The 22,337-nt window shown below is 71.8% G+C and carries 21 protein-coding genes; 12 read left to right on the forward strand and 9 right to left on the reverse strand.

Going from position 1 to position 22,337, the window contains the following annotated elements:
- Positions 1-88: 88 nt before the first annotated feature.
- Positions 89-1,894 carry a DNA helicase RecQ gene (gene recQ / locus JOD54_RS29065; protein WP_372440418.1) on the reverse strand — a complete coding sequence of 602 codons (1,806 nt, stop codon included), beginning with the start codon at positions 1,892-1,894 and terminating at the stop codon, positions 89-91.
- A 158-nt stretch (positions 1,895-2,052) separates the two neighbouring features.
- Between recQ and JOD54_RS29070 the strand changes: the two genes are divergently transcribed.
- Positions 2,053-3,021: a pirin family protein gene (locus tag JOD54_RS29070; protein ID WP_204455145.1), complete on the forward strand. Its 969-nt coding sequence runs from the start codon at positions 2,053-2,055 to the stop codon at positions 3,019-3,021.
- Between the two features lie 3 nt (positions 3,022-3,024).
- Here JOD54_RS29070 and JOD54_RS29075 read toward each other — a convergent pair whose 3' ends face one another.
- From JOD54_RS29075 to JOD54_RS29085, 3 genes are all read right to left on the reverse strand, one after another.
- Entirely contained in the window at positions 3,025-3,756 is a 732-nt protein-coding gene (locus JOD54_RS29075; RefSeq protein ID WP_204455146.1) for an ANTAR domain-containing protein, read from the reverse strand.
- Entirely contained in the window at positions 3,753-4,220 is a 468-nt protein-coding gene (locus JOD54_RS29080; protein ID WP_204455147.1) for a hypothetical protein, read from the reverse strand. Before JOD54_RS29080 ends, JOD54_RS29075 begins: the two co-directional genes overlap by 4 nt.
- 64 nt (positions 4,221-4,284) lie before the next feature.
- Complete coding sequence (locus JOD54_RS29085; protein ID WP_307860372.1) at positions 4,285-5,229, reverse strand: anti-sigma factor RsbA family regulatory protein; 945 nt, start codon at positions 5,227-5,229, stop codon at positions 4,285-4,287.
- Between the two features lie 199 nt (positions 5,230-5,428).
- On the opposite strand from JOD54_RS29085, the gene JOD54_RS29090 reads away from it, so the two are divergent.
- Positions 5,429-9,007: a SpoIIE family protein phosphatase gene (locus JOD54_RS29090; protein WP_204455149.1), complete on the forward strand. Its 3,579-nt coding sequence runs from the start codon at positions 5,429-5,431 to the stop codon at positions 9,005-9,007.
- On the opposite strand, the gene JOD54_RS29095 is transcribed toward JOD54_RS29090, so the two are convergent.
- On the reverse strand, positions 9,008-9,364 hold the full coding sequence (locus tag JOD54_RS29095) for an STAS domain-containing protein (protein ID WP_204455150.1): 357 nt from the start codon (positions 9,362-9,364) through the stop codon (positions 9,008-9,010).
- A gap of 167 nt (positions 9,365-9,531) precedes the next feature.
- Between JOD54_RS29095 and JOD54_RS29100 the strand changes: the two genes are divergently transcribed.
- The 5 genes from JOD54_RS29100 to JOD54_RS29120 all read left to right on the forward strand — a co-directional run bounded on the left by JOD54_RS29100 (position 9,532) and on the right by JOD54_RS29120 (position 15,051).
- On the forward strand, positions 9,532-9,930 hold the full coding sequence (locus JOD54_RS29100; RefSeq protein ID WP_204455151.1) for an ATP-binding protein: 399 nt from the start codon (positions 9,532-9,534) through the stop codon (positions 9,928-9,930).
- A 47-nt stretch (positions 9,931-9,977) separates the two neighbouring features.
- On the forward strand, positions 9,978-10,826 hold the full coding sequence (locus JOD54_RS29105; protein ID WP_204456778.1) for a metallophosphoesterase family protein: 849 nt from the start codon (positions 9,978-9,980) through the stop codon (positions 10,824-10,826).
- A 226-nt stretch (positions 10,827-11,052) separates the two neighbouring features.
- Positions 11,053-11,529 carry a hypothetical protein gene (locus JOD54_RS29110; RefSeq protein ID WP_204455152.1) on the forward strand — a complete coding sequence of 159 codons (477 nt, stop codon included), beginning with the start codon at positions 11,053-11,055 and terminating at the stop codon, positions 11,527-11,529.
- Positions 11,530-11,716: 187 nt separating this feature from the next.
- Positions 11,717-14,215 (forward strand): DEAD/DEAH box helicase, encoded by a 2,499-nt coding sequence (locus JOD54_RS29115; RefSeq protein WP_204455153.1) that lies wholly within the window; start codon positions 11,717-11,719, stop codon positions 14,213-14,215.
- Between the two features lie 11 nt (positions 14,216-14,226).
- A complete protein-coding gene (locus JOD54_RS29120; RefSeq protein ID WP_204455154.1) occupies positions 14,227-15,051 on the forward strand; it encodes an NUDIX domain-containing protein in 825 nt (274 codons plus the stop codon).
- 28 nt (positions 15,052-15,079) lie between these two features.
- Here JOD54_RS29120 and ku read toward each other — a convergent pair whose 3' ends face one another.
- From ku to JOD54_RS29135, 3 genes are all read right to left on the reverse strand, one after another.
- Positions 15,080-16,012 (reverse strand): non-homologous end joining protein Ku, encoded by a 933-nt coding sequence (gene ku, locus JOD54_RS29125; RefSeq protein ID WP_204455155.1) that lies wholly within the window; start codon positions 16,010-16,012, stop codon positions 15,080-15,082.
- Positions 16,013-16,073: 61 nt separating this feature from the next.
- Complete coding sequence (locus JOD54_RS29130; protein ID WP_204455156.1) at positions 16,074-16,865, reverse strand: SigB/SigF/SigG family RNA polymerase sigma factor; 792 nt, start codon at positions 16,863-16,865, stop codon at positions 16,074-16,076.
- 322 nt (positions 16,866-17,187) lie between these two features.
- Positions 17,188-17,661: an ANTAR domain-containing protein gene (locus tag JOD54_RS29135; RefSeq protein WP_204455157.1), complete on the reverse strand. Its 474-nt coding sequence runs from the start codon at positions 17,659-17,661 to the stop codon at positions 17,188-17,190.
- Positions 17,662-18,078: 417 nt separating this feature from the next.
- Here JOD54_RS29135 and JOD54_RS29140 point away from each other — a divergent pair, with 417 nt between their 5' ends.
- From JOD54_RS29140 to JOD54_RS29155, 4 genes are all read left to right on the forward strand, one after another.
- On the forward strand, positions 18,079-18,390 hold the full coding sequence (locus tag JOD54_RS29140; protein WP_204455158.1) for an iron-sulfur cluster biosynthesis protein: 312 nt from the start codon (positions 18,079-18,081) through the stop codon (positions 18,388-18,390).
- A gap of 87 nt (positions 18,391-18,477) precedes the next feature.
- Positions 18,478-19,083 carry a hypothetical protein gene (locus JOD54_RS29145; protein ID WP_204455159.1) on the forward strand — a complete coding sequence of 202 codons (606 nt, stop codon included), beginning with the start codon at positions 18,478-18,480 and terminating at the stop codon, positions 19,081-19,083.
- A 47-nt stretch (positions 19,084-19,130) separates the two neighbouring features.
- Positions 19,131-20,531, forward strand: a complete 1,401-nt coding sequence (gene lpdA, locus JOD54_RS29150) for a dihydrolipoyl dehydrogenase (RefSeq protein WP_204455160.1) — start codon at positions 19,131-19,133, stop codon at positions 20,529-20,531.
- Positions 20,532-20,716: 185 nt separating this feature from the next.
- Positions 20,717-21,187, forward strand: coding sequence for a DUF7933 domain-containing protein (locus JOD54_RS29155; protein ID WP_204455161.1), 471 nt, complete (start codon positions 20,717-20,719; stop codon positions 21,185-21,187).
- 4 nt (positions 21,188-21,191) lie between these two features.
- On the opposite strand, the gene JOD54_RS29160 is transcribed toward JOD54_RS29155, so the two are convergent.
- Positions 21,192-21,359 (reverse strand): hypothetical protein, encoded by a 168-nt coding sequence (locus tag JOD54_RS29160; RefSeq protein WP_204455162.1) that lies wholly within the window; start codon positions 21,357-21,359, stop codon positions 21,192-21,194.
- A 238-nt stretch (positions 21,360-21,597) separates the two neighbouring features.
- On the opposite strand from JOD54_RS29160, the gene JOD54_RS35360 reads away from it, so the two are divergent.
- Positions 21,598-22,290 carry a choice-of-anchor P family protein gene (locus tag JOD54_RS35360; RefSeq protein WP_204455163.1) on the forward strand — a complete coding sequence of 231 codons (693 nt, stop codon included), beginning with the start codon at positions 21,598-21,600 and terminating at the stop codon, positions 22,288-22,290.
- The last annotated feature ends 47 nt before the right edge of the window (positions 22,291-22,337 follow it).

Consider the following 22,337-nt stretch of genomic DNA (forward strand, 5'->3'; position numbering starts at 1 on the left):
GCGGGTAATCGGCCGCGGCGGCGCGGACCTGAGCGGCGCGCTCGGCGGTAGCGGACCCGGTGCGACTCGGTTGCGGGGCTGGACCCGGCTAGGGCAGCTCTGCCACGGTGTCGAGGATCTGCTGCCCGTACCGGCCGAGTTTGCTCTCACCGATACCGCTGATGCCCGCCAGGTCCGAGAGTTGCCGCGGGCGCACCGCCGCGATCTGGCGCAGCGTCGCGTCGTGGAAGATGACGTAGGCGGGGACGCCCTGCTCCTTGGCCGAGGCCGCCCGCCACGCGCGCAACGCCTCGAACACCGGCGCCGCCTCCGCCGACATCTCCACCGCGGGCGCCTTGGCCGCGCGGGAGCCACCGGCGGCGCGGGCGACCTTCTCCGGCTCGCGCCGCATCATCACCTTGCGGCCCTGGAACAGCACCTCGTCGCTGCCGCCGGTCAACGACAGCGTGCCGTACTCGCCGCCGACGTCGAGCAGTCCCTGGGCCAGCAACTGCCGGACGACACCGCGCCAGGCGCCTTCGCCGAGCTCGGTCCCCTTGCCGTACACCGACAACTGGTCGTGCCGGTGCTGGGTGATCTTCTCGGTCTGCTTGCCGAGCAGGATGTCGACCACCTGACCGGCGCCGAAGCGCTGGTTGCGCTCCTTGTCCAACCGGTACACCGCCGACAGCAGCTTCTGCGCGGCGACGGTGCCGTCCCAGGACTCCGGCGGGGCGAGGCAGGTGTCGCAGTTCTTGCACGGTTCGCCGGTCTGGCCGAAGTAGTTGAGCAGCTGCACCCGCCTGCACTCGACCGTCTCGCACAGCGCGAGCATCGCGTCGAGGTGCAGGTTGAGCTTGCGGCGGTGCGCGGCGTCGCCCTCGGAGTTGTCGATCAGCTTGCGCTGGGAGATCACGTCGGTGAGGCCGTAGGCCAGCCAGGCGGTCGAGGGCAGCCCGTCGCGGCCCGCGCGGCCGGTCTCCTGGTAGTAGCCCTCGACGGACTTGGGCAGGTCGAGGTGGGCGACGAAGCGCACGTCCGGTTTGTCGATGCCCATGCCGAAGGCGATGGTGGCCACGACGATCAGCCCGTCCTCGCGCAGGAACCGGGACTGGTTGGTCGACCGGGTGCGCGCGTCGAGGCCCGCGTGGTAGGGCACCGCGGCGATCCCGTTGTCGCACAAGAACTGCGCGGTCTTCTCCACACTGGCGCGGGAGAGGCAGTAGACGATGCCGGTCTCACCGGCGTGCTCGGTGCGGATCAGGTCGAGCAACTGCTTGGTGGGGCTGGCCTTGGGCACGATCCGGTACTGGATGTTGGGCCGGTCGAAGCTGGCCACGAAGTGCTTGGCGTCGCCCAGGTTCAGCCGCTGCGCGATCTCGGTGTGCGTCGCCTTGGTCGCGGTGGCGGTCAGCGCGATGCGCGGCACGTCCGGCCACCGCTCGTGCAGCTCGGAGAGCCCGAGGTAGTCCGGCCGGAAGTCGTGGCCCCACTGGGACACGCAGTGCGCCTCGTCGATGGCGAACAGCGCGACCTTGCCCCGGTCGAGCAGGTGCACCGTCGAGTCCAGCCGCAGCCGCTCCGGGGCCAGGTACAGCAGGTCGAGTTCGCCGTCGAGGAAGGCCTTCTCCACCTCGCGGCGGCTGCTCTGGTCCTGCGTCGAGTTGAGGAACCCGGCCCGCACGCCCAGGTTGCGCAGGGCGTCCACCTGGTCCTGCATGAGCGCGATGAGCGGTGAGATCACCACGCCGACACCGGGCCGGACCAGCGCCGGGATCTGGTAGCACAGCGACTTGCCGCCACCGGTCGGCATCAGCACCAGCGCGTCGCCGCCGTCGGCGACGCGGGTGATGATGTCCTCCTGCTCGCCGCGGAAGGAGTCGTAGCCGAACACCCGGCGCAGCACCTCGGTCACCGCGTCGCGCGTGGCCGAACTCGGGACGGGGCTGGTTTCGAGCGGGGCACCGGACACGGCAGCGATAGTACGGGCTCGACGGATTTCGCCACGGCTCGGTGCGGAGTGCCTGTGGACAACTACCCTGGCGCCATGATGACCAGCGGGCCGCTGAGCCGATGAGCAACACCGAGACCGCGCCCGCGACGCTGTCGTGCACGCCGGATCCGGGCGGTCCCGACCTCGAGGTGCTGACCGCGCGCGAGGTGCCGCTCGGCGGACCGCGGGCGATGCGGGTCCGGCGCACGCTCCCGCAGCGGCACCGGTCGCTGATCGGCGCCTGGTGCTTCGTCGACCACTACGGCCCCGACCGGGTCGCCGACGCGGGCGGGATGGACGTCGCGCCGCACCCGCACACCGGGTTGCAGACGGTGAGCTGGCTGTTCTCAGGGGAGATCGAGCACCGCGACAGCCTCGGCACGCACGAGTTCGTCCGGCCGGGAGAGGTCAACCTGATGACCGGCGGCGCCGGGATCTGCCACTCGGAGGTCTCCACCGCCGCCACCGAGGTCCTGCACGGCGTGCAGCTGTGGGTGGCGCTGCCCGACGAGCACCGCCACGCCCCGCGCGCGTTCGAGCACTACGCGCCGGAACCGGTGGAGCTGGAGAACGCGGTGGTCCGGGTGTTCCTCGGGTCGTTGGCGGGCAGCAAGTCCCCGGTTGTCACCTTCACGCCGCTGCTGGGCGCGGAAGTGGTGGTAGCGCCTCGATCCAGGGTCACGCTGGAGGTGGACCCGGGCTTCGAGCACGGGGTTCTGCTCGACACCGGGCGCATCTGCGTGGCGCGGTCCCCGCTCGGCCCCTCGGACCTCGGCTACCTCGGGGTGGGGCGGACGGAGTTGGAGCTGACCAACCTCGGTGACGAACCGTCCCGGGTGCTGCTGCTCGGCGGTCCGCCGTTCGGTGAGCCGATCCTCATGTGGTGGAACTTCGTTGCCCGCACCCACGAGGAGATCGTCGCCTACCGCGAAGCCTGGCAGAACGAGTCCGAGCAGTTCGGCCGCGTGGCGGGTTTCACCGGGACCCCGGCGAGGTTGCCCGCTCCCCCGCTGCCGCCGGTGACCATCAAACCCCGGCGCAATCCCTAGCCGTCACACCAGGTCCGGATCCGGCGCGGACAGCCGCAGCACTCGCACGGCGTCCTCGAACCGGTGCGTCCCGTGCGCTCCCACCAGGGCCTCGGCCACGTCCCGCAACTTCCGGTTGGTCTCCTGCGAAGCCCCTGTCAGCGCGTCGAACGCCGCTTCGGGCCCGTAGCCGAAGTGGTGCATCAGCAACCCCTGCGCCTGCCCGATCGCCGTCCGCGTGGTCAGTGCCGTGCGGAGTTGCTCGACCAAGCGCGTGCTGTCCTCGTAGAGCGAGACGTTGTCGAAGACCACGCCCGCGTTCAAGGTCAGCAGCATGACCAGGTCGTAGGACAGGTCGTCGAAGGCGTTGGCGTCTTGGGAGAACAGGCTCAGCGCCGCCTGCCCGCGCTCGGCGGTCGGCACCGGCAGCGACAGGCAGCCGCGCCAGTCGGCCAGCAGCAGCTGGCTGGAGAACGTCGGCCACCGCTGGTCGACGGCGGCGTCGTCGAGGCGGCGGGGTTCGTGGTGGGTGAGGGTTTCGACGACCGGGCCCGGTTGGAGCAGGTCCACCGGGTGCGTCCCGACGGTCTCGAAGTCGCCGCGGTGCGTGCGGACGGTGAGGGTGGCGCGAGCGCAGCCGGGAACGGTGGCCGTGGCCCGGGCGGTGAAGCGGTCCAGGGCCGAGGTGATGTCGTCCCCGGCCACCAGCCTGGTCATCTCGGCCAATTCCTGGGCCAGGGTGACCGCACCGCTCACGCCAGCCACCCGGGGGTCGGGGCGTCGTGCTGCTCGCACCACTCGATGGACCCCACGGTCCACAGCAGGGCCAGCACCAGCACGTCGACCGGGTCGAACCTGGGGTCGTCCTGCATGGCCAGCGCCAGCTGCGATTCCAGGTCGTCCTGGTTGTCGTTGAGCCGCGCCAGCAGGGCCCTGACCAGCGCGCGCACCGGCGGGTCCAGGGTGTCGACGTCCACCTCGCCGCCGCTGTCGTCGCGCAGGTCGAGCACGAACGCCTTGTCGGGGCCGGACGACTCGGCCCGGCACAGCATCATGTCGGCGGTGGCGACCACCAGTTCGCGCAGCACGGCGACGAGGCGGTCGCGGTGGTCGTCGCCCGCGAGCACGTCGAGCGCGCCGGAACGGGTGCTCGGGTCGAGTTCGCCGCCTCTGGTGACGGCGACGAGCCTGCGGGCCACGCCGCGGGGATGCTCGGTCATCTCCACTGCCTCCTGGTCGCGGTTCGAGCTGTCCTGCCGAGGACTTACCCGGTCCGCCCCGGGATCAAGCGCCCGTCGACCGGGTGAAATGCGCCCGCACGACCGTGCCCTCCCCGGCGGAGTGGATGGTGACCAGGTCAGCGAGGGTCTGCACCAGCAACAACCCCCGACCGTGCGCCTGGTCGACCGGGGCGGGGCGCAGACCGGCCAGCGGGTCGGCGAGCTTGCCGCCGTCGCGCACCTGGAACACCAGTTCCCCGTCGGCGGACCACACGCTGAGGGTGGCTTCGCCGCCGCCGTGCTCGATGCTGTTGGTGACCAGTTCGGTGACCACCAGCGCCGCGTCCCCGACCCGCTGGTCGGACAACCCGTGCGCGCGGGCCTTGGTCGACACCAGCGCTCTCGCCTTGCCCAACTCGTTGACGCCGACCAGCAGGCTCTCCGCGCGCGGCGGTTCGACCACCACCTCACCGAGGCCCGCGAGCGCGGCGTCGGGGGCGTAGTCGGCGCTGGTCCGGAAACCACCGCGGTCGAGCACGCCGGGGTGGGTCGCCAAAGCGTCCGCGACCACCGCGTCATCGAGGACCGCCGCGTCGAACGGGCACAGCATCCGCAGCTCACGCCCGTCGAGCAGCCGGTTGGCCAGCGCCTCGTGCCGAAGGCAGGACGCGTACCGCGCCGACGACCGCCGCGGCCACACCACCTCGGTGACCACCCTGGCGGAGCGGTCGAGCACCGGGTGCAGCACGGCGGGCACGATCCGGCCGGGGTTGCCACCGACCTGGGCCATGTCCAGCCACCGGACCTCGGCGGCGAAACCCTCGGCGGCGCACTCGTCGCGCAGCAAGGCCAGGTTCGCCGCGGGCGCGGCGACGACCACCGCGTCACCAGCGGCGACACCGTCGCGCACGAACGGCAGGACGCCAGCCAGGTACTCCACGGCACCGCGGTAGAGCAGGGCGGTGTGCGCGGCGCCGATGGCCACGGGGCCCGCCCCCAGGCCCGTCACGCCATCCACCGTCGGGCCCCTTCCCACGTTCGTCACCACACGCGGGCGCCCTCGGGCACCGCGGTCGACCCGGTGGGTCAGTCTGGTGGTCATCAATCTACGCGTGCGCGGGACACCCGGCCCAACGCCCGAATCGCCGTCGGCGCGGCCGCCGGTCTGCGGCTACTGTCGTGGACCGACACGGAGAAAGGGCGCGGGAGTGGTCGAGCGGGCGGGTGGGCTGCGCGAGCTGATGACCGCGGTGGACTGGGCCACCACGCCGCTGGGGCCGCGGGACGGGTGGGACCCGCAACTGCGCGCGGTGGTGCGCACCATGTTGTCCTCGAGCCAGCAGATGGTGACCTTCTGGGGGCCGGACCGGGTCGCGCTCTACAACGACGCCTACGCCCCGACGATCGGCGACAAGCACCCGCGCGCGCTGGGCCGACCGGCGCGGGAGAACTGGGGCGAGCTGTGGGAGGTGCTCGACCCGCTGCTGGAGCAGGTGACGCGCACCGGTGAGTCGTTCTGGGCCAAGGACCACCCGTTCCCCATCGCGCGGCGGGGTTTCCTGGAGCAGACCTACTTCGACCTGTCCTACGACCCGGTGCTCACCGACGCGGACGGGACCGTCGGCGGCGTGCTGTGCCTGGTGACCGAGACGACCGGGCGGGTGCTGGGCGAGCGGCGGATGCGGACGCTGGGCGAGCTGGGCACGGCACTGGCCGGGGTGACCGACGTCGAGCGGATCAGTGAGGTCGCGGCGCGGGTGCTGGCGGGCAACCGCGAGGACCTGCCCGAGGTGTCGATCCTGGCGTTCGGCCACGACGACGGCGACCCGGTGCTGCGCGAGGTCGCCGAGACCGGTACCGCGGCCTGGCTGGCGCCGGAGCGGTTGGCGCTGCCGTTGTTGTGGGCCAGTTCCACCGCCGCGGTCATGGTGGTGCGGGTCAACCCGATGCTGGAGGTCGAAGGCGGATACCGGGATTTCCTGGACCTGGTGGCGGCGACCACTTCAGCGGTGCTGACCCGCGCGGTGGCCCAGGAGCAGGAGCGGCTGCGGGCCAGGGCGCTGGCGGAGCTGGACCGGGCGCGCACGGAGTTGTTCGCCAACATCAGCCACGAGTTGCGCACCCCGTTGACGTTGATCTCCGGACCGGCCGAGGACGCCTTGGCCGATGTGGACGACCCACCGCCGCCCCGGCAGCGCGACCGGCTGGAGCTGATCCGGCGCAACGCCGCCCGGTTGCGCCGGATGGTCGACAACATCCTCGACTTCACCCGCATCGAGAGCGGCGCGCTGCGGGCGGAGCGGGTCGGCACGGACCTGAGCGCGTTCACCAAGGCCATCGCCCGGTCCTTCGAGCCAGCGGTGGAGCGAGCCGGGTTGGAACTGCGGCTGGACTGCCCGCCGGTGTCGCGCGAGGTCTTCCTCGACCGGGAGATGTGGCAGCGGATCCTGCTGAACCTGCTGTCGAACGCGGTGAAGTACACCCTGTCCGGCCGCATCACCGTGGCGATCACCGCGACCCCCGAGCGGGTCGAGATCTCGGTGTCCGACACCGGGTTGGGCATCCCGGCAGACCAACTCCCGCTGGTGTTCCGCCGGTTCCACCGCGTGCGCGGCGCGGGCGGGCGCAGCCACGAGGGCACCGGGATCGGCTTGGCGCTGGTGCGGCAGCTGGTCACCCTGCACGACGGTGCCATCACCGCCGACAGCACACCGGGCGAGGGCACGACCTTCACCGTCACCCTCCCCTACGGCACGGGTGCCCCCGGCACCGGCGCGCCACCTCCGGAGTCCACTGTGGACGACTACCTGGAGGAGGCGTACCGCTGGACCGAGCGCACCGGGGTCGAGCAGGACACCGCGACCCGGGTACCGGCGGGCCGGACCGCGGGCGCGACCGTGCTGGTGGTGGAGGACAACGCGGACCTGCGCGGGTTCCTCGCCCGGCTGCTCGGCGCGCACTGGTCGGTCGTCGTGGCGGCCTCCGGCGAGGAGGCGCTGGCCGCGATCGGCGACCAGCGGCCGGATCTGGTGCTCAGCGATGTCGCGATGCCCGGCATGGACGGGTTCGGACTGCTCGCCGCGCTGCGCGAAGACCCGGCGACCGAGCAGATCCCGGTCATCCTGCTCTCCGCCCGCGCCGGTGAGGAGGCCGCGATCGAGGGCCTGGCGGCAGGGGCGGACGACTACCTGGTCAAACCGTTCTCCTCGCCGGAACTGCTCGCCAGGGTCCGCTCGACACTGGAACTGGCCAGGGTGCGCACCCAGCAGGCGGCGTGGCGGGCCGCGCTGGTCGACGCGCTCGACGACGGGTTCTTCACCGTCGACGCGGACGGCACGCTGCTGGAGATGAACGCCGCGTGCGGGACCATCCTCGGCTGGGGCGCCGAGGGGCTGCCCTACCGGCCGCCGTACCCGTGGTGGCCGACCGATCCCCGGCAGCGGGGAGACCGGGAACGGGTGCTCGCGCAGACGCTGTCCGGTGAGGGCGGCCGCTACGTGCAGCCCGCGCGCCGCCCCGACGGCCGCGAGATCTGGATCGCCTTGGCGTTGAGCCGGGTGCCCGCACCCGCGGGCGACGGCCGGATCTACGTCGGCACGGTCCGGGAAGTCACCGAGGACGTGCGCGCCGCGGAACGGGACCAGGCACAGGCCGGGCTGGCCACCGCGCTCGCCAACGCGACCGGGGTGGGCCAGGTGATCGACGTGGCCAGCAGGATGGTGGGCTCCGCGTGGCAGGCCGGTCCCGCGGTGGTGGTCGAGTGGCCGGGAGATCCGTTCGGCGCGGGCGCGCCGGAGGTGCGCAGCGAGGGCGGAACGGCCTGGACGGCGCTGCCGGAGCCCGTGCGCTCGGCGCTCGAACGGGCGCGGCAGAGCAGGCTTGTGCAGGTGGTCACCGACGAGCGCGGTGCGGCCACCGGGATCGCGGGACCTTTGGACACCGCGGCACCACCGACCGCCGTGTGGCTGGCTTTCACCGAGCCGAGGCCGTTGACGGAGGTCGACCGGTACCTGTTCGGCGCGCTGTGCGGGCAACTCGGCGTGGCGTTGAGCCGGGCCCGCTCGTACGACACGCTGCGCACGGTCGCCGAGACGTTGCAGCGCTCCACGCTGGGCCCGACGAACCTGCCGGACGGGTTCGCCGTGCGCTACGAGCCCGCTGTCAGCCCGCTCGAGGTGGGTGGCGACTGGTACGACGTGGTCACCCTCGACGAGCACCGGGTCGCCGTGGTGGTGGGCGACTGCGTGGGCCGGGGTTTGGCCGCGGCGTCGGTGATGGGCCAGTTGCGCAGTGCCTGCCGCGCCTTGCTACTGCGCGCGATCGGCCCTGCCGACATGCTCACCGCGTTGGACGACTTCGCCGACCTGCTGCCCGGCGCCGTGTGCACGACCCTGTTCTGCGCGGTCATCGATGACCGCGGCGAGCTGATCTACAGCAGCGCGGGCCACCCGCCCGCGCTCATCGTCGACCCCAGCGGTGCGACGACGGCGCTGGACAAGGGGACATCGGTGCCGTTGGCCGTGCCGAGCCCGACGCCGCGCACCCAGGCCCGCACCCGCATCACCCCCGGCAGCACACTCCTGCTCTACACCGACGGCCTGGTCGAACGGCGCGGGGAGTCACTGGACGACGGGATGGCGCGGGCCGAGCAGGCCCTGCGCGTCAACCGGGACCAGTCCCCCACCGACCTCGCCGACAAGCTCTTGGCGGAACTGCTGCCCACCGGCGGTCACGACGACGACGTGGCGGTGTTGCTCTACCGGCACCCCGGCGGGGAGAACGGGTGATCAGCCCGCGGCGAGGGCGTCGGCGACCGACCTGTGCACCTCGAGCACGTTGTCCAGCGAGCTGACCTGGATCGCGCGCAGCACGGCGCCGCCGTCGGTGAGGATCCGCAGTGGGCGTGCCGCGTCGCGGCAGCGGGTGTGGTACTCGACCAGCAGGGCCAGTCCCGCGGAGGCGAGGAACCCGACCTTGGTCAGGTCGAGCAGGACCGGGGTGTCGATCTCGCCCTTGGCGACCGCGGCTTCCAGGTGCTCGCGCAGCACCGGCGCGGTGCCCATGTCGATCTCGCCGCGGACGTGCAGCAGCACGGCGTCCTCGCGGTCGGCGAACTCGGCGGTCAGCAGGTCCGACGTACTCATGGCAGCCCTTCCGGGTGTGGACACGGCAGTGGGACGGCTGGCTGCTCAACCGCCACGGCGGCCAGCCTAGTAGGTTCTGCTCCGCCGGATCGAGCCGTCCCAGGTCGAGCGGGAAGCCGAGCCCCGACCGGACGCGTCCGACCGGCGTGCGACCCGAGGAGCAGCAGGTGAGCCAACCCAGCGGGGCCCCGGCGGCCGATGTCGAACTGCGGCTGCGCGCGGACCTGGCGAACCTGCCGATCGTGCGCGCGGTGGCCGCGGCGGTGGCGATGGCGGCGGACTTCACCGTCGACGAGATCGCCGACCTGCGGCTGGCGGTGGACGAGGTGTGCTCGCAGCTGATCGTGCTGGCCACGCCGGGGGCGGACCTGGACTGCCGGTTCACCCGGGAACCCGACGGGGTGTCCTTCGGCGCGAGCACCCGGTCGCACACGGGCACGGCCCCGGCCACCGACACCTTCGGCTGGCACGTGCTGCGCACGTTGGCGGACTCGGTGGAGACCGGGCTCGGCGAGGGCGTGCGGCCCCCGGTGCACATCACCGTCCGCAAGGCGCGCGGGCGCTGAGCCCCGAGACGCTCGTCTCCCCCACCCGGCGCCGCGATGGTGGGAAGATCGACCGCGTGGGCACCCTCCTGGCGATCAGCGACCTGCACATCTCCTACGCGGAGAACCGCGAGATCGTGCGCGACCTGCACCCCGAGTCCGCCGACGACTGGCTGATCGTCGCGGGCGACGTGGCCGAGCAGGTCGCCGACGTCGAGTGGGCGCTGGAGCTGCTCGCGGGCCGGTTCGCGAAGGTCGTCTGGACGCCGGGCAACCACGAGCTGTGGACGATGCCCGCCGACGCGGTGCAGGCCAGGGGCGTGGAGCGGTACCAGGCGTTCGTGGACACGTGCCGCCGGATCGGCGTGCTCAGCCCGGAGGACGAGTACCCACTGTGGGAGGGCGCGGACGGCCCGGTGCGGGTGGCGCCGCTGTTCCTCGGCTACGACTACACGTTCCGGCCGGAGGGCGCCGCGACCAAGGACGAGGCGCTCAAGATCGCGCACGCCAGCGGCGTCGTGTGCACCGACGAGTACTACCTGCACCCCGACCCGTACCCCAGCCGCGACGACTGGTGCCGGGCGCGGGTCGCCGAGACCGAGGCCCGGCTGGCCGCCGCAGCGGACCCGGCGGCACCGTTCGTGCTGGTCAACCACTACCCGCTGGTGCGCGAACCGACCAGGGTGCTGCGCTACCCCGAGTTCGCCCAGTGGTGCGGCACCGAGCTGACCGCGGACTGGCACACCCGCTTCCCGACGGCGGTGATGGTCTACGGCCACCTGCACATCCCGCGGATCACGCACTACGACGGGGTGCGCTTCCAGGAGGTGTCGCTGGGCTATCCGCGCGAGTGGCGCAGGCACGGGCACCCGCACGGGTTGCTCCGAAAGGTCCTGACCGCGCACGAGCGCGTCTAGGGTCGAACGTTCCCAATTCCCTCAGTAGTCACCGCCCCTGACGTCGAAACGGGCCCTGACCTGCGGCTGAGCGCATTCTATGTGGCCGGTATCACCCTGGGGTTATGCCTGGTTGGGATGAGTGTCGCCGGAATCGGTCACCCATATTGGTGAACGACAGTCGACGGCCGGGCAACCAGGCCAGGAAAAGGGCACTCCGGACGCCGACGGCGAAAGGTGGCTCGCCATGACCGCGGCGGAATTGTCCGACCTGCGCGCGCTGGACGGGGGCGTCGACACGGCGCCCGCGTTCGACGTGCCGGACTACCGGACGAGACTCGGGTGGCCGGTGGACGGGGACGCGGTCAACGCGTACCTCGACCTGGGCTCGGACCAGGTCGGTGGCCTGCGCATGCGCGCGGGCCTCGGTGCCGAGGTGCAGTGGTGGTTGCGCCTGCGGATGCTGGCGGGCCCGGTGCTCGCGGTGCCCGGCAAGCGGACCGAGTGGACCTTCCTGACCCAGCCCATCCCCGACGAGCACCACCGCAGGCCGCTGCCGCCCGGTGTGGAGCCGGTCAGCGCGCGCGTGCTGGTCCCGACCGCGCTCACCGACCGCTCCCTCGTGTTCTGGGCCACCGCCCCGGACGTCGAGCACCCCAGCCTCCCCCTGTTCACCTCCGTGGTCGGCGCCGTCCGAAGCGTCCTCTACGGGCATCGGTTCTGAACAACCCTGACCACCGGCGGGTGGCCGCGCACCCCCTGCGACGCGTGAGCGTCGCGCGGCGACCCGCCCACCTCCGCGCCGCGAAACCCGCACCGTCCCCTGCCGGTGTGGGTTTCGCGGCGCGCTCCACCCCGGACAACACCCGCTCGACGCCGCCACCGGGGTGAACTGGCACGATCGACACACCATGACGCTCACCGCGCGGCTGCCCGCCTCCCCCGACCCGGACACCCTGTTCGACGCGTTCGCCTCCTGGGCGGCCGACCAGGGCCTGGCCCTGTACCCGGCCCAGGAGGAGGCGTTGATGGAGATCGTGTCCGGCGCCAACGTCATCCTCAGCACGCCGACCGGTTCGGGCAAGAGCCTGGTGGCGACGGGCGCGCACTTCACCGCCATGGCCCACGGCAAGCGCACCTTCTACACCGCGCCGATCAAGGCGCTGGTGTCGGAGAAGTTCTTCGCGCTGTGCGACACCTTCGGCGCCGAGAACGTCGGCATGATGACCGGCGACTCCAGCGTCAACGGCGGCGCGCCGATCATCTGCTGCACCGCGGAGATCCTGGCCAACATCGCGCTGCGCGACGGCGCGGACGCCGACGTCGGCCAGGTCGTGATGGACGAGTTCCACTTCTACGCCGAGCCCGACCGCGGCTGGGCGTGGCAGATCCCGCTGATCGAACTGCCCAAGGCGCAGTTCGTGCTGATGTCGGCGACCCTGGGCGACGTCACCCGGTTCAAGGACGACCTGACCAGGCGCACCGGCCGCGACACCGCGGTGGTCACCTCGGCGCAGCGGCCCGTCCCGCTGCTCTACACCTTCGGCATGACCCCGTTGACCGAGGCGCTGGAGGAGTTGCTCAGCACCAACCAGGCACCGGTGTACGTCGTGCACTTCACCCAGGCCGCGGCCCTGGAGCGGGCGCAGGCGCTGATGAGCATCAACGTGTGCACCCGCGAGGAGAAGGACCGGATCGCGGCGCTGATCGGCGACTTCCGGTTCTCCTCCGGGTTCGGCAAGACGCTCTCGCGGCTGGTGCGCCACGGCATAGGCGTGCACCACGCGGGCATGCTGCCCAAGTACCGCCGGTTGGTGGAGCGGCTGGCGCAAGCGGGCCTGATGAAGATCGTCTGCGGCACCGACACGCTGGGCGTGGGGATCAACGTGCCGATCCGCACGGTCGTGTTCACGGCGCTGTCGAAGTACGACGGGGTGCGCACCCGGATCCTCAAGGCGCGCGAGTTCCACCAGATCGCGGGCCGGGCGGGCCGCGCGGGCTACGACACGCTGGGCACGGTGCTGGTGCAGGCGCCGGAGCACGTGATCGAGAACGAGAAGTCGCTGGCGAAGCTGGGCGACGACCCGAAGAAGCGGCGCAAGTTCGTCCGCAAGAAGCCGCCGGAGGGGATGGTGTCGTGGGGGCAGCCGACCTTCGAGCGGCTGCGCGACGCCGAGCCGGAGCCGCTGACCTCCAGCTTCCAGGTCAGCCACTCGATGCTGCTCAACGTGATCGGCCGCCCCGGTGACGCGTTCGCCGCGATGCGCCACCTGCTGGAGGACAACCACGAGGACCGGCCAGCGCAGCGCCGCCACATCCGCCGGGCGATCGCGATCTACCGCGGCCTGCTCGAGTCGGGCGTGGTGGAGAAGCTCGACGAGCCCGACGAGCAGGGCCGCCGGGTGCGCCTGACCGTCGACCTGCAGTTCGACTTCGCGCTCAACCAGCCGCTGTCGCCGTTCGCGCTGGCCGCCGTCGAACTGCTCGACCGGGAGTCGCCGTCCTACCCGCTGGACCTGCTGTCCATCGTCGAGTCCACTTTGGACGACCCGAGGCAGGTGCTCTCGGCGCAGGCGCACAAGGCGCGCGGCGAGGCGGTGCAGGCGATGAAGGCCGAGGGCATCGAGTACGACCAGCGGATGGAGCTGCTGGAGGCGGTCACCCACCCGAAGCCGCTGGCGGAGCTGCTCGGCCCGATGTTCGAGACCTACCGCCGCGGCCACCCGTGGGTCGGCGACCACCAGCTGTCGCCGAAGTCGGTCGTGCGCGACATGTACGAGCGGGCGATGACCTTCACCGAGTACGTGTCGTTCTACGCGTTGGCCCGCTCGGAGGGCTTGGTGCTGCGCTACCTCGCCGACGCTTTCCGCGCGGTCCGCCAGACCGTGCCGGACGAGGCCAAGACCGAAGAGGTGTCGGACCTGATCGAGTGGCTCGGCGAGGTCGTGCGCCAGGTCGACTCCAGCCTGATCGACGAGTGGGAGAAGCTCACCAACCCCACCGACGGCGAGGAGGAACCGGTCGACAAGGCGCCGCCCGCGGTCACCACGAACCCGCGCGCGTTCCGGGTGCTCGTGCGCAACGCCCTGTTCCAGCGCGTCCAACTGGCCGCCCGCCGCGACTACACCGCCCTCGGCGCCCTGGACTCCGACAGCGGCTGGGACGCCGAAGCCTGGGCCGACGCCCTGGAGCCGTACTTCGACCTGCACAGCCGGATCGGCGTCGGCCCGGACGCCAGGGGCCCGGCGCTGCTGATCATCGAACAGGAACCGGAGCGCTGGCTGGTCCGCCAGATCTTCGAAGACCCCGCCGCCGACCACGACTGGGGCTTCACCGCCGAGATCGACCTCACCGCCTCCGACGAAGCGGGCACAGCGGTCGTCCACATCACCGCGGTCGGCGAGCTGTAGGGAGGAGCCAGATGACCAGGGGCGATGGGGACCGGGTGGTCCTGTGCGGGCTCGGGCACGAGCACTGGGGGCACTACGGCGCGGCGGGGTTGTTGCCGGTGGCCGACGGGTACGTGCTGTTGCAGCAGCGGGGTGCGGGGACCAGCGGGAGCGGGACCTGGGGGATGTTCGGCGGTGCTCGCGACAGCCACGAGGACACGGTGACCGCGGCGCTGCGCGAGGCGGGCGAGGAGAGCACGCTCGACCCGGAGCTCGTCGACCCGTTCGGGGTGGTGGTCGAGGACCACGGCGGGTGGACGTACGAGACGGTGATCGCGTGGGCCGATGAGCGGTTCGCGGTGGAGCCGGTGTCCGCGGAGACGGCGGGGGCGGCCTGGGTGCCGGTGGACGCGGTCACCGACCTGGAGCTGTTCGCGCCGTTCGCGGCCAACTGGACGCGGCTGCGGGAGTGCCTGGAACCACCGGTGCTGGTGGTGGACTGCGCCAACGTGATGGGGTCGCGGCCGGACGGCTGGTGGCGGGACCGGGCGGGGGCGGCCGCGCGGCTGCGGGACCGGTTGGCGGCCGCGGACGGTTTCCCCGGGTTGCCGCCGTTCGACGTCGCCTACCCGGAGATCGTGCTGGTGGTCGAGGGGCAGGCGAGGCGGACCGCGGCGGTGCCGGGGGTGGAGGTCGTCTCGGCGCAGCACAACGGGGACGACAAGATCGTCGAGGTCGCGCGGGAGAACCCGGGGTGCGTGGTGGTCACCGCGGACCGGGAGCTGCGGGCGCGGTGCGTGGCCGTCGGCGCCCAGTACATCGGGCCGGGGTGGCTGCAGGACCTGTTGCCGGACTGACCCACGTCCGTCCACACGGGACGGGAGCTCAGGAGGCCTTGGAACTGGAGGCCGCGGTGACGGCCTTCTCCAGTTCCTCGCGGGTCATCTTGGAGCGGCCCTTGATGTCCAGTTCCCTGGCGAGCTTGTCCAGGTCCGCCTTGCTGAGGGAGTCCAGGTCCGCCTCGGGTGCCCGGCGCTTCTTGCGGCCCTCGACGCTCTTGCTGAGGGCCTCGAACAGGTCGACCACCTTGGTGGGGGTGCTGGGCTCATCGCCCGCGACGACTTCGCGGCCCTCCTTCTTGTCCTCGATGAGCTGCTCCACGCGCCGGGTGTAGGTGTCGTGGTAGTCCTCGGGGTTCCACTGCTCGGTCATCGAGTCGACCAGGCTGATGGCCATGTCGAGTTCCTTGCCGCGGGCGGGGGTGATCTCGGGGAGGGCCTTGAGCTCCTTGGCCGGGTCGCGCAGGTCTTCGGCGAACAGCAGGGTCGTGAGCACGAGCAGGTCGTCGTCGCCCGCGCGGACGGCGGTCAGGTATTCCTTGCCCCGCATGACGAAGGTGGCGATGCCCGCGCGGTTGGTCTTGCGCATGGCCTGCAGGAGCAGCCCGTAGGCCTTGGTGTACTCCTCCTTCGACGGCGCCAGCCAGTAGGTCTTCTGGAAGTGGATCGGGTCGATCTCCTCCAGGTCGACGAACGCGGAGATGTCGAGGGTGCGGGAGCGGCCGGGGGCGATCTGGTCGAGTTCCTCCGGCTCGACGATCACGTACTCCCCCGCCCCGACCTCGGCGCCCTTGACGATGTCGGCGAAGGCGACCTCCTCGCCGGTGCGCTCGTTGACCCGCTTGTAGCGGATCCGGTCGGTGGTGCCCCGCTCGAACTGCCGGAAGCTGATCGTGTGGTCGTCGGTGGCCGAGTAGAGGTCGACCGGCACCGTCACCAGCCCGAAGTTGATCGCCCCGTGCCAAATCGGTCGCGCCACGTCCGCCTCCCGCCGTGTCCTTGGCCTCCAGTGTGGACCAGGAACACCGGAAAAGTCCTGTTCAGCGCTCGTCGGTGACCAAGCCCGCACGCAGCGTCTCCAGCGTGCGGGTCAGCAGCCGGGACACGTGCATCTGCGAGACGCCGATCTTCTCCGCGATCTGGGTCTGGGTCATGTTCCGGAAGAAGCGCAGCATCAGGATCCGCCGCTCCCGCTCGGGCAGCCGCTCGATCAGCGGGCGCAGCGACTCGTGGTCCTCGATGCCCAGCAGCGCGGCGTCGTCCTCGCCGAGGGTGTCGGCGAGCGGGTCGGAGTCGGGGTCGCCGGAGGACAGCGCCTCGTCGAGCGACACCGACTGGTAGACCTGCCCCGCCTCCAGGCCTTCGTACACCTCTTCGCGGCTCATCCCCAGGTGGGTGGCGATCTCGCTGGGCGTCGGCGCCCGGCCCAGGCGCTGGGACAGCTCGTTGCCCGCCGCGGTGATGGTCAGGTGCAGTTCCTTGAGCCTGCGCGGCACCCGGACCGACCACGCGGTGTCGCGGAAGTAGCGGCGGACCTCGCCCATGATGGTCGGCACCGCGAAGGACAGGAAGTCGATGCCCCTGGTGGGGTCGAACCGGTCGACCGCATGGATCAGCCCGACGGTGGCCACCTGGGTCAGGTCGTCGCGGGCGACGCCGCGGTGGGCGAAGCGCATCGCGATGTGCTCCGCGAGCGCCAGGTGCCCGGTGACCAGCTTGTCGCGCACCGCTTCGCGCCGGTCGTCGCCCTCGGGCAGCTCGCCGAGCTCGGTGAACAGCGGCGCCAGGTGGCTGTACTCGTGCGTGGAACCGGTGGGGGTCTCCGCGCTCACCCGACCTCCCGCGTCCCGATCCGGGCGGGCGCACCGGCCCGCGCACCCGCGTGCGTCCTCGGTCGCCCACCCGATCCCGGTTTCACGCCACCGACACTAACCGCGCCCACCGGGCGCGCTCGCCACCCGGACCGGGTGGCCCCCGCCTGGACCCACCGACCGTGTCGCCACACCCGATCGGGTCCCACTGTCGGGGTGCTCACCAGCACGCCGACGCCGCTGCCCTCGCCGGTCATCGCCGCGAACTCCCCGTCATGTGCTCCACGTACCCACAAACGCGCACAAGGACACCTGCGCGTTCGGGTGGCCACCCGCGCCGGACCTACGCGCGCGACCCGTCGGCGATCGGCCCCAGCACGTCGTAGGGCGGCACCCAGCCGCGTTCCACCAGCACCCGGTGCAGGTCGCGCACCGCCCGCTCCAGTTCGACCTGCCCGTCGCCCGCCTCGGCCAACGCGCGGGCCGCGGCCAGCAACTCGGCGTCGAACCGGTCGGGCTCACCCGCGTCGTCCTCCGGGTCGTCCACACCGATGTTGCGGCGCAGGTAGCTGTCCATCGGTTCGACCGACGGCTCGGCGAACATCCCCACCACCAGGTGCGCCACCCGGTGCAGCTTGGTGTTGTACTGCTGGGAAAGCCGCACCAGGGCGTCGAACGCCTCCTTGGGCGAGCACCGCCGCAGCACCACCAGCACGCCCATGGCCTGCTCGATGGTGGCCCTGGTGCGCAGCGCGCGCCGCAGACCGTCCAACTCGGACTGCAGCTGGGCCACCCGCGAACCCGGGTCCGGGCTCACCGGCTGCCCCCCGCTCGCTCCTGCGGTCTTCGCACCGCGGTGCCCATGACGGTCTTCCTCCCGGTCCACGTCCACTCGGTCGATCCCCGGCGTCGGTGGGGGTCGACGCACGGGGTCGCGTCGGGCGGGGGTACGAGCGGGCAGCGACCACCGCCGGTGACGGGCGGGGTCGGGCAGCACGCAGCCCCTCGCTCAACGCGAGTGCCGGGGCGGCGATCGAGCGACCCGCTCTCGGGGTGGGCCCGGGTGTCGCCCCCCGGCGTGCTGCGGCTGCTTGCTCAACCGCTACCGGAGCACTCTAAAGATCACGCCGAAGCGGGCACAAGGCGGGTCGGCTGTCGTCCGGCAGGCGGACCGGGCCACCCCTACGGTGGGTACGCGAGCCGCACGACAAGGTGACACGGAAAGGAGCCAGACATGCTGGCGGTGACAGAAGCGGCGGCGGACGCCATCAACGCGCTGACGGCGCAGGACGGCATCCCGGACAGCGGTGGGCTGCGGTTCACCCTGGTGACCCCGGAGGTGGAGGGCACGCCGCTGGCGGTGGCGCTGGCCCAGGAGCCCGCCGAGGGCGATCAGGTGGTGACGGCGGCGACCGGGGCGCACGTGTTCCTGGAGCCGGGCGCGGCGGAACTGTTGTCCGACAAGGTGCTCGACGTGCAGGCCGACGCCCAGGGGCAGCTCAACTTCGCGGTGCTGCACCAGGGCCAGGGCGGGCAACCGGTCTGAGCGGGACTGTGATCTGCGCTATCGGGTGATTGAAAGCACCCCACCCGGGTAGTCCCGAAAGGGGCGGATCGGACTCGGGAGGCAGGGATGGCACGAGGCAGCCGGTTGACGATGCTCGCGGCGGCGCGGGCGCCACTGTGGCGCGGGCTGGACTACGGCCCGGCGGTGGTGGTGCTGAGCCCGTCGGCGACGCGTCCGGCCGAGTTGCCCGATGCCTGGAGACCGCTGGAGCAGGCGTACCAGATCGCGTGGTGCGCGGTGCCGCCGCAGGCCGGTGGCGCGGGCTCCCTGGAGCGGGTCGAGGACGTGCTGGAAACCCTCGCCGACCGCACCACCCGGACCCAGGTCGTGGCGCACACCGCGCTGCTGGAGGTGGCCTGCCTGGTCGTGGCCGAGTTCCCGGAGATCGTGCGCGGACTCGTGCTCGTGGGCCACGACCGCGCGGTGGCGCCGACCGGGGTACCCACCACCCGGGTGCCGGTTCTGGGTGATCCCGTCGGGCCGGGCGCGCTGTCGCGGCGTGATCCTGTAGGGCCGGGCGCGCTGTCGCGGCCTGACGTGGTCGCCGAGGTGGCCGAGGCGCTGGCCGCCCGCGAGCGCCACGTCCGGTTGCTCTCGGCGCGGCCGCTGCCGATCTCGGTGACGGGTGTCACCGGTGTGGACACCGTGGGTGGCGTCGCCGTCGGGGGCTGAACCCCGCGCGCGGCGCCGCCCGCGCGCGGGCGAATATCGTGAGCCCCATGAGCACACACTTCGACGTCGTGGTCCTCGGTGCGGGGCCTGGCGGGTACGTCGCGGCGATCCGGGCGACCCAGCTCGGACTCAAGACCGCGATCATCGAGGAGCGCTACTGGGGCGGTGTCTGCCTCAACGTCGGCTGCATCCCCTCGAAGGCCCTCCTGCGCAACGCCGAGCTGGCGCACATCCTCCAGCACGAGACCAAGACGTTCGGCATCCAGGTCGACGGCTCGATCAGCCTCGACTACGGCGCCGCCTTCCAGCGCTCCCGCACCGTGGCCGAGGGCCGGGTCAAGGGGGTGCACTACCTGATGAAGAAGAACTCGATCACGCAGTTCGCCGGGTGGGGCACCTTCCGCGACGCGAGCACCATCGACGTGGCCCTGGCCGACGGCGGGACCGAGACGATCACCTTCGGCAACGCGATCATCGCCGCGGGCGCGACCACCCGGTTGCTGCCCGGCACGTCGCTGTCGGACCGGGTGGTGACCTACGAGGAGCAGATCCTCTCGGACACGCTGCCGGAGAGCATCGTCATCGCGGGCGCGGGCGCCATCGGCGTCGAGTTCGCTTACGTGCTGCACAACTACGGCGTGAAGGTCACCATCGTCGAGTTCCTGGACCGGATGGTGCCGCTGGAGGACGAAGAGGTCTCCAAGGAGCTGCTGCGCCGGTACAAGAAGCTCGGCATCGACGTGCGGGTGGGCACCAAGGTCGAGTCGATCGACGACTCCGGCGCGAAGGTGAAGGTCACGGTGTCCAAGGGCGACACCCGCGACGTCATCGAGGCGGACAAGGTGCTGCAGGCCATCGGCTTCGCACCCAGGGTGGACGGCTACGGCCTGGAGAACACCGGCGTCAAGCTCACCGACCGCAAGGCCATCGAGATCGACGGCTTCTGCCGCACCTCGGTCCCCAACATCTACGCCATCGGTGACGTCACCGCGAAGCTGATGCTCGCCCACGCCGCCGAGTCCATGGGTGTCATCGCCGCGGAGACCATCGCGGGCGCGGAGACCATGGAGCTGGACTACGTGATGATCCCGCGCGCGACCTACTGCCAGCCGCAGATCGCCAGCTTCGGCTACACCGAGGCCCAGGCGCGCGAGAAGGGCTACGACGTCCAGGTCGCCAAGTTCCCGTTCACCGCCAACGCCAAGGCGCACGGCCTCGGCGAAGCGGTCGGTTTCGTCAAGCTGATCAGCGACAAGACCCACGGCGAACTGCTCGGCGGGCACCTGATCGGCCCCGAGGTCACCGAGCTGCTGCCGGAGCTGACCCTGGCCCAGCAGTGGGACCTGACCGTGCACGAGGTGGCCCGCAACGTGCACGCCCACCCCACCCTCGGCGAGGCGGTCAAGGAGGCCATCCACGGCCTGGCCGGACACATGATCAACATGTGATGGCCCGGCCCGGGGCGGGTACCACCCGCTCCGGGCCGACCTCCGGGGCGCACCGGGGAACTGACCACGCAGGGGTGAAAACGTCCACCTGTCCGGATGGGACGGCCGGTGTGGACGGTCGGGAGCGGGTGAGGCTGGGTACCTCCACCGGGAACAACCCAGACGCCCTTCGAGAGGTGAGTTGGATGTTGAACCAGCGCCGCGCCCTGTCGGCCCTGCTCGCCGTGGTCACCGCGGGCACGCTCGTCACGACCGCCCAGCCAGCGCAGGCGGCTCCGCAGCCGGGCCTGAGCGCGGCCTACAGCGCGCGGATCGCGGCGGTCGGTAGCAGGTGGGCATTGGTGTTCACCGTGACCAACGCCGATGCCCCGCTCGTGGTCGCGTTCTCGTTCGGCGTGTCGCTGCCGAACGGCGTCACCAGCCCGGCCGCGGCGACCAGCACGTGCGCGGCGACGACCGTGCAGGTCACCTCACCGGGCGACTACAGCATCTCCGGCGCGCTGACCGGGGCGACACCGTGCACCATCACCGTGCCGGTGACCTCGGCCGCCGAAGGCAACTACGCGACCTGCGCCGACGACATCACCGGCCTGACGGGCCTGACCGCGCCGCTGCGGTGCGCGTCGATCGCCTTCGTCGCACCGTACGCGTCGTGACGGGTCAGCCCTCGGCGCGGTCGCGGACCTCGTAGGCGAGGTCGGCGTAGTCGGGGGCGGGCTCGGTCTCCTTCAGCGCGACCAGGTCCTCCGGGGCCACCCTGGCGGGCAGTTCACCGAACCGGACGTGGCGCAGGAAGGCGAACTCCTCTTCGGTGAACCGCTCGGTCATGGCGCCATTATGCCGCTCGGTGTCCGGCTATGACTCCGTCCGCGTGCACCGAACTCCGTTCGGCCCAGGCGCGCAATTGCAAACGCAGGCGCGGATGGCGGTGCGTCGGATCTGGATCGGATTCGGGTGAATCCGCACGGCGTTCGGCTGGAACGTGCGCTGTACGGCTGCCGCTCCGGCATCCGGCGGACGATGATCCTCGTGGCCCAACTCCGGGCCTGACATCGAGGAGTCAGCAATGCGCAGTGTCTCCCGACGCTGGATGATGCCTGCCGCGCTCGCCCTGGTGAGCGTGGTCGCGGTGGGGACGGCCCAACCCGCAGCGGCCGCGCCCCCCGCCTACTACGGATCCGCCACCGCCACCGGTGCCGAGGCCACGGTGGTCCCGCTGCTGTTCCCGCCCCTGCCGCCCACGGCGCGGGCCAACGTCAACACCACCAACGTGACCCCGACGACCCAGACCACCGGCCTGCCGAACCTGACCACCCCGGTCCTGGGCAGCCTGGGCGCGATCAACACCTCGGCCTCGCTGACCGACACCGCCACCACCCGCACCGCTGCGGGCACGGCGGGCATCAGCGACGTGTCCCTGGTCAACGCCCTCGGTTCGCCGGTGGTCGCGGCCGACTCGATCAGCTCCTCGGCGACCGCCTCGATCAGCCAGGGCTCCACGACGGTCGTGCGGACCGGCACCGTCAGCGTGCAGAACCTGACCGTCGCGGGCCAGACCTTCAACGGCGCGCTGCCGTCCCAGACGATCCCGATCAGCGCAGGCCCCATCTCGGTGACCGTCTACCTCAACCAGCAGGTCGTCACGGCCAACGAGATCGTCGTCATCCCCGTGCGCGTGGTCTCGACCGCGCCGCTGGTGGGGGTGGTCGCCGACGTGCGGATCGGCGAGACCCGGGCGCGCCTGAGCGCCACCCCGTAGTGCTCCCCCGCTGTGCCGACCTGCGGACGGCGCAGTGAGAACGGCCC

Source organism: Actinokineospora baliensis, assembly GCF_016907695.1.
GTDB classification, from domain to species: Bacteria; Actinomycetota; Actinomycetes; order Mycobacteriales; family Pseudonocardiaceae; genus Actinokineospora; species Actinokineospora baliensis.

Coding starts and splice junctions, on each gene's coding strand:
- JOD54_RS29070 (WP_204455145.1), top strand. CDS start 2,053: ATGAGCAACACCGAGACCGCGCCCGCGACGCTGTCGTGCACGCCGGAT.
- JOD54_RS29080 (WP_204455147.1), bottom strand. CDS start 4,220: ATGACCGAGCATCCCCGCGGCGTGGCCCGCAGGCTCGTCGCCGTCACC.
- JOD54_RS29095 (WP_204455150.1), bottom strand. CDS start 9,364: ATGAGTACGTCGGACCTGCTGACCGCCGAGTTCGCCGACCGCGAGGAC.
- JOD54_RS29110 (WP_204455152.1), top strand. CDS start 11,053: ATGACCGCGGCGGAATTGTCCGACCTGCGCGCGCTGGACGGGGGCGTC.
- JOD54_RS29115 (WP_204455153.1), top strand. CDS start 11,717: ATGACGCTCACCGCGCGGCTGCCCGCCTCCCCCGACCCGGACACCCTG.
- JOD54_RS29120 (WP_204455154.1), top strand. CDS start 14,227: ATGACCAGGGGCGATGGGGACCGGGTGGTCCTGTGCGGGCTCGGGCAC.
- JOD54_RS29140 (WP_204455158.1), top strand. CDS start 18,079: ATGCTGGCGGTGACAGAAGCGGCGGCGGACGCCATCAACGCGCTGACG.
- JOD54_RS29145 (WP_204455159.1), top strand. CDS start 18,478: ATGGCACGAGGCAGCCGGTTGACGATGCTCGCGGCGGCGCGGGCGCCA.
- lpdA (WP_204455160.1), top strand. CDS start 19,131: ATGAGCACACACTTCGACGTCGTGGTCCTCGGTGCGGGGCCTGGCGGG.
- JOD54_RS29155 (WP_204455161.1), top strand. CDS start 20,717: ATGTTGAACCAGCGCCGCGCCCTGTCGGCCCTGCTCGCCGTGGTCACC.
- JOD54_RS29160 (WP_204455162.1), bottom strand. CDS start 21,359: ATGACCGAGCGGTTCACCGAAGAGGAGTTCGCCTTCCTGCGCCACGTC.
- JOD54_RS35360 (WP_204455163.1), top strand. CDS start 21,598: ATGCGCAGTGTCTCCCGACGCTGGATGATGCCTGCCGCGCTCGCCCTG.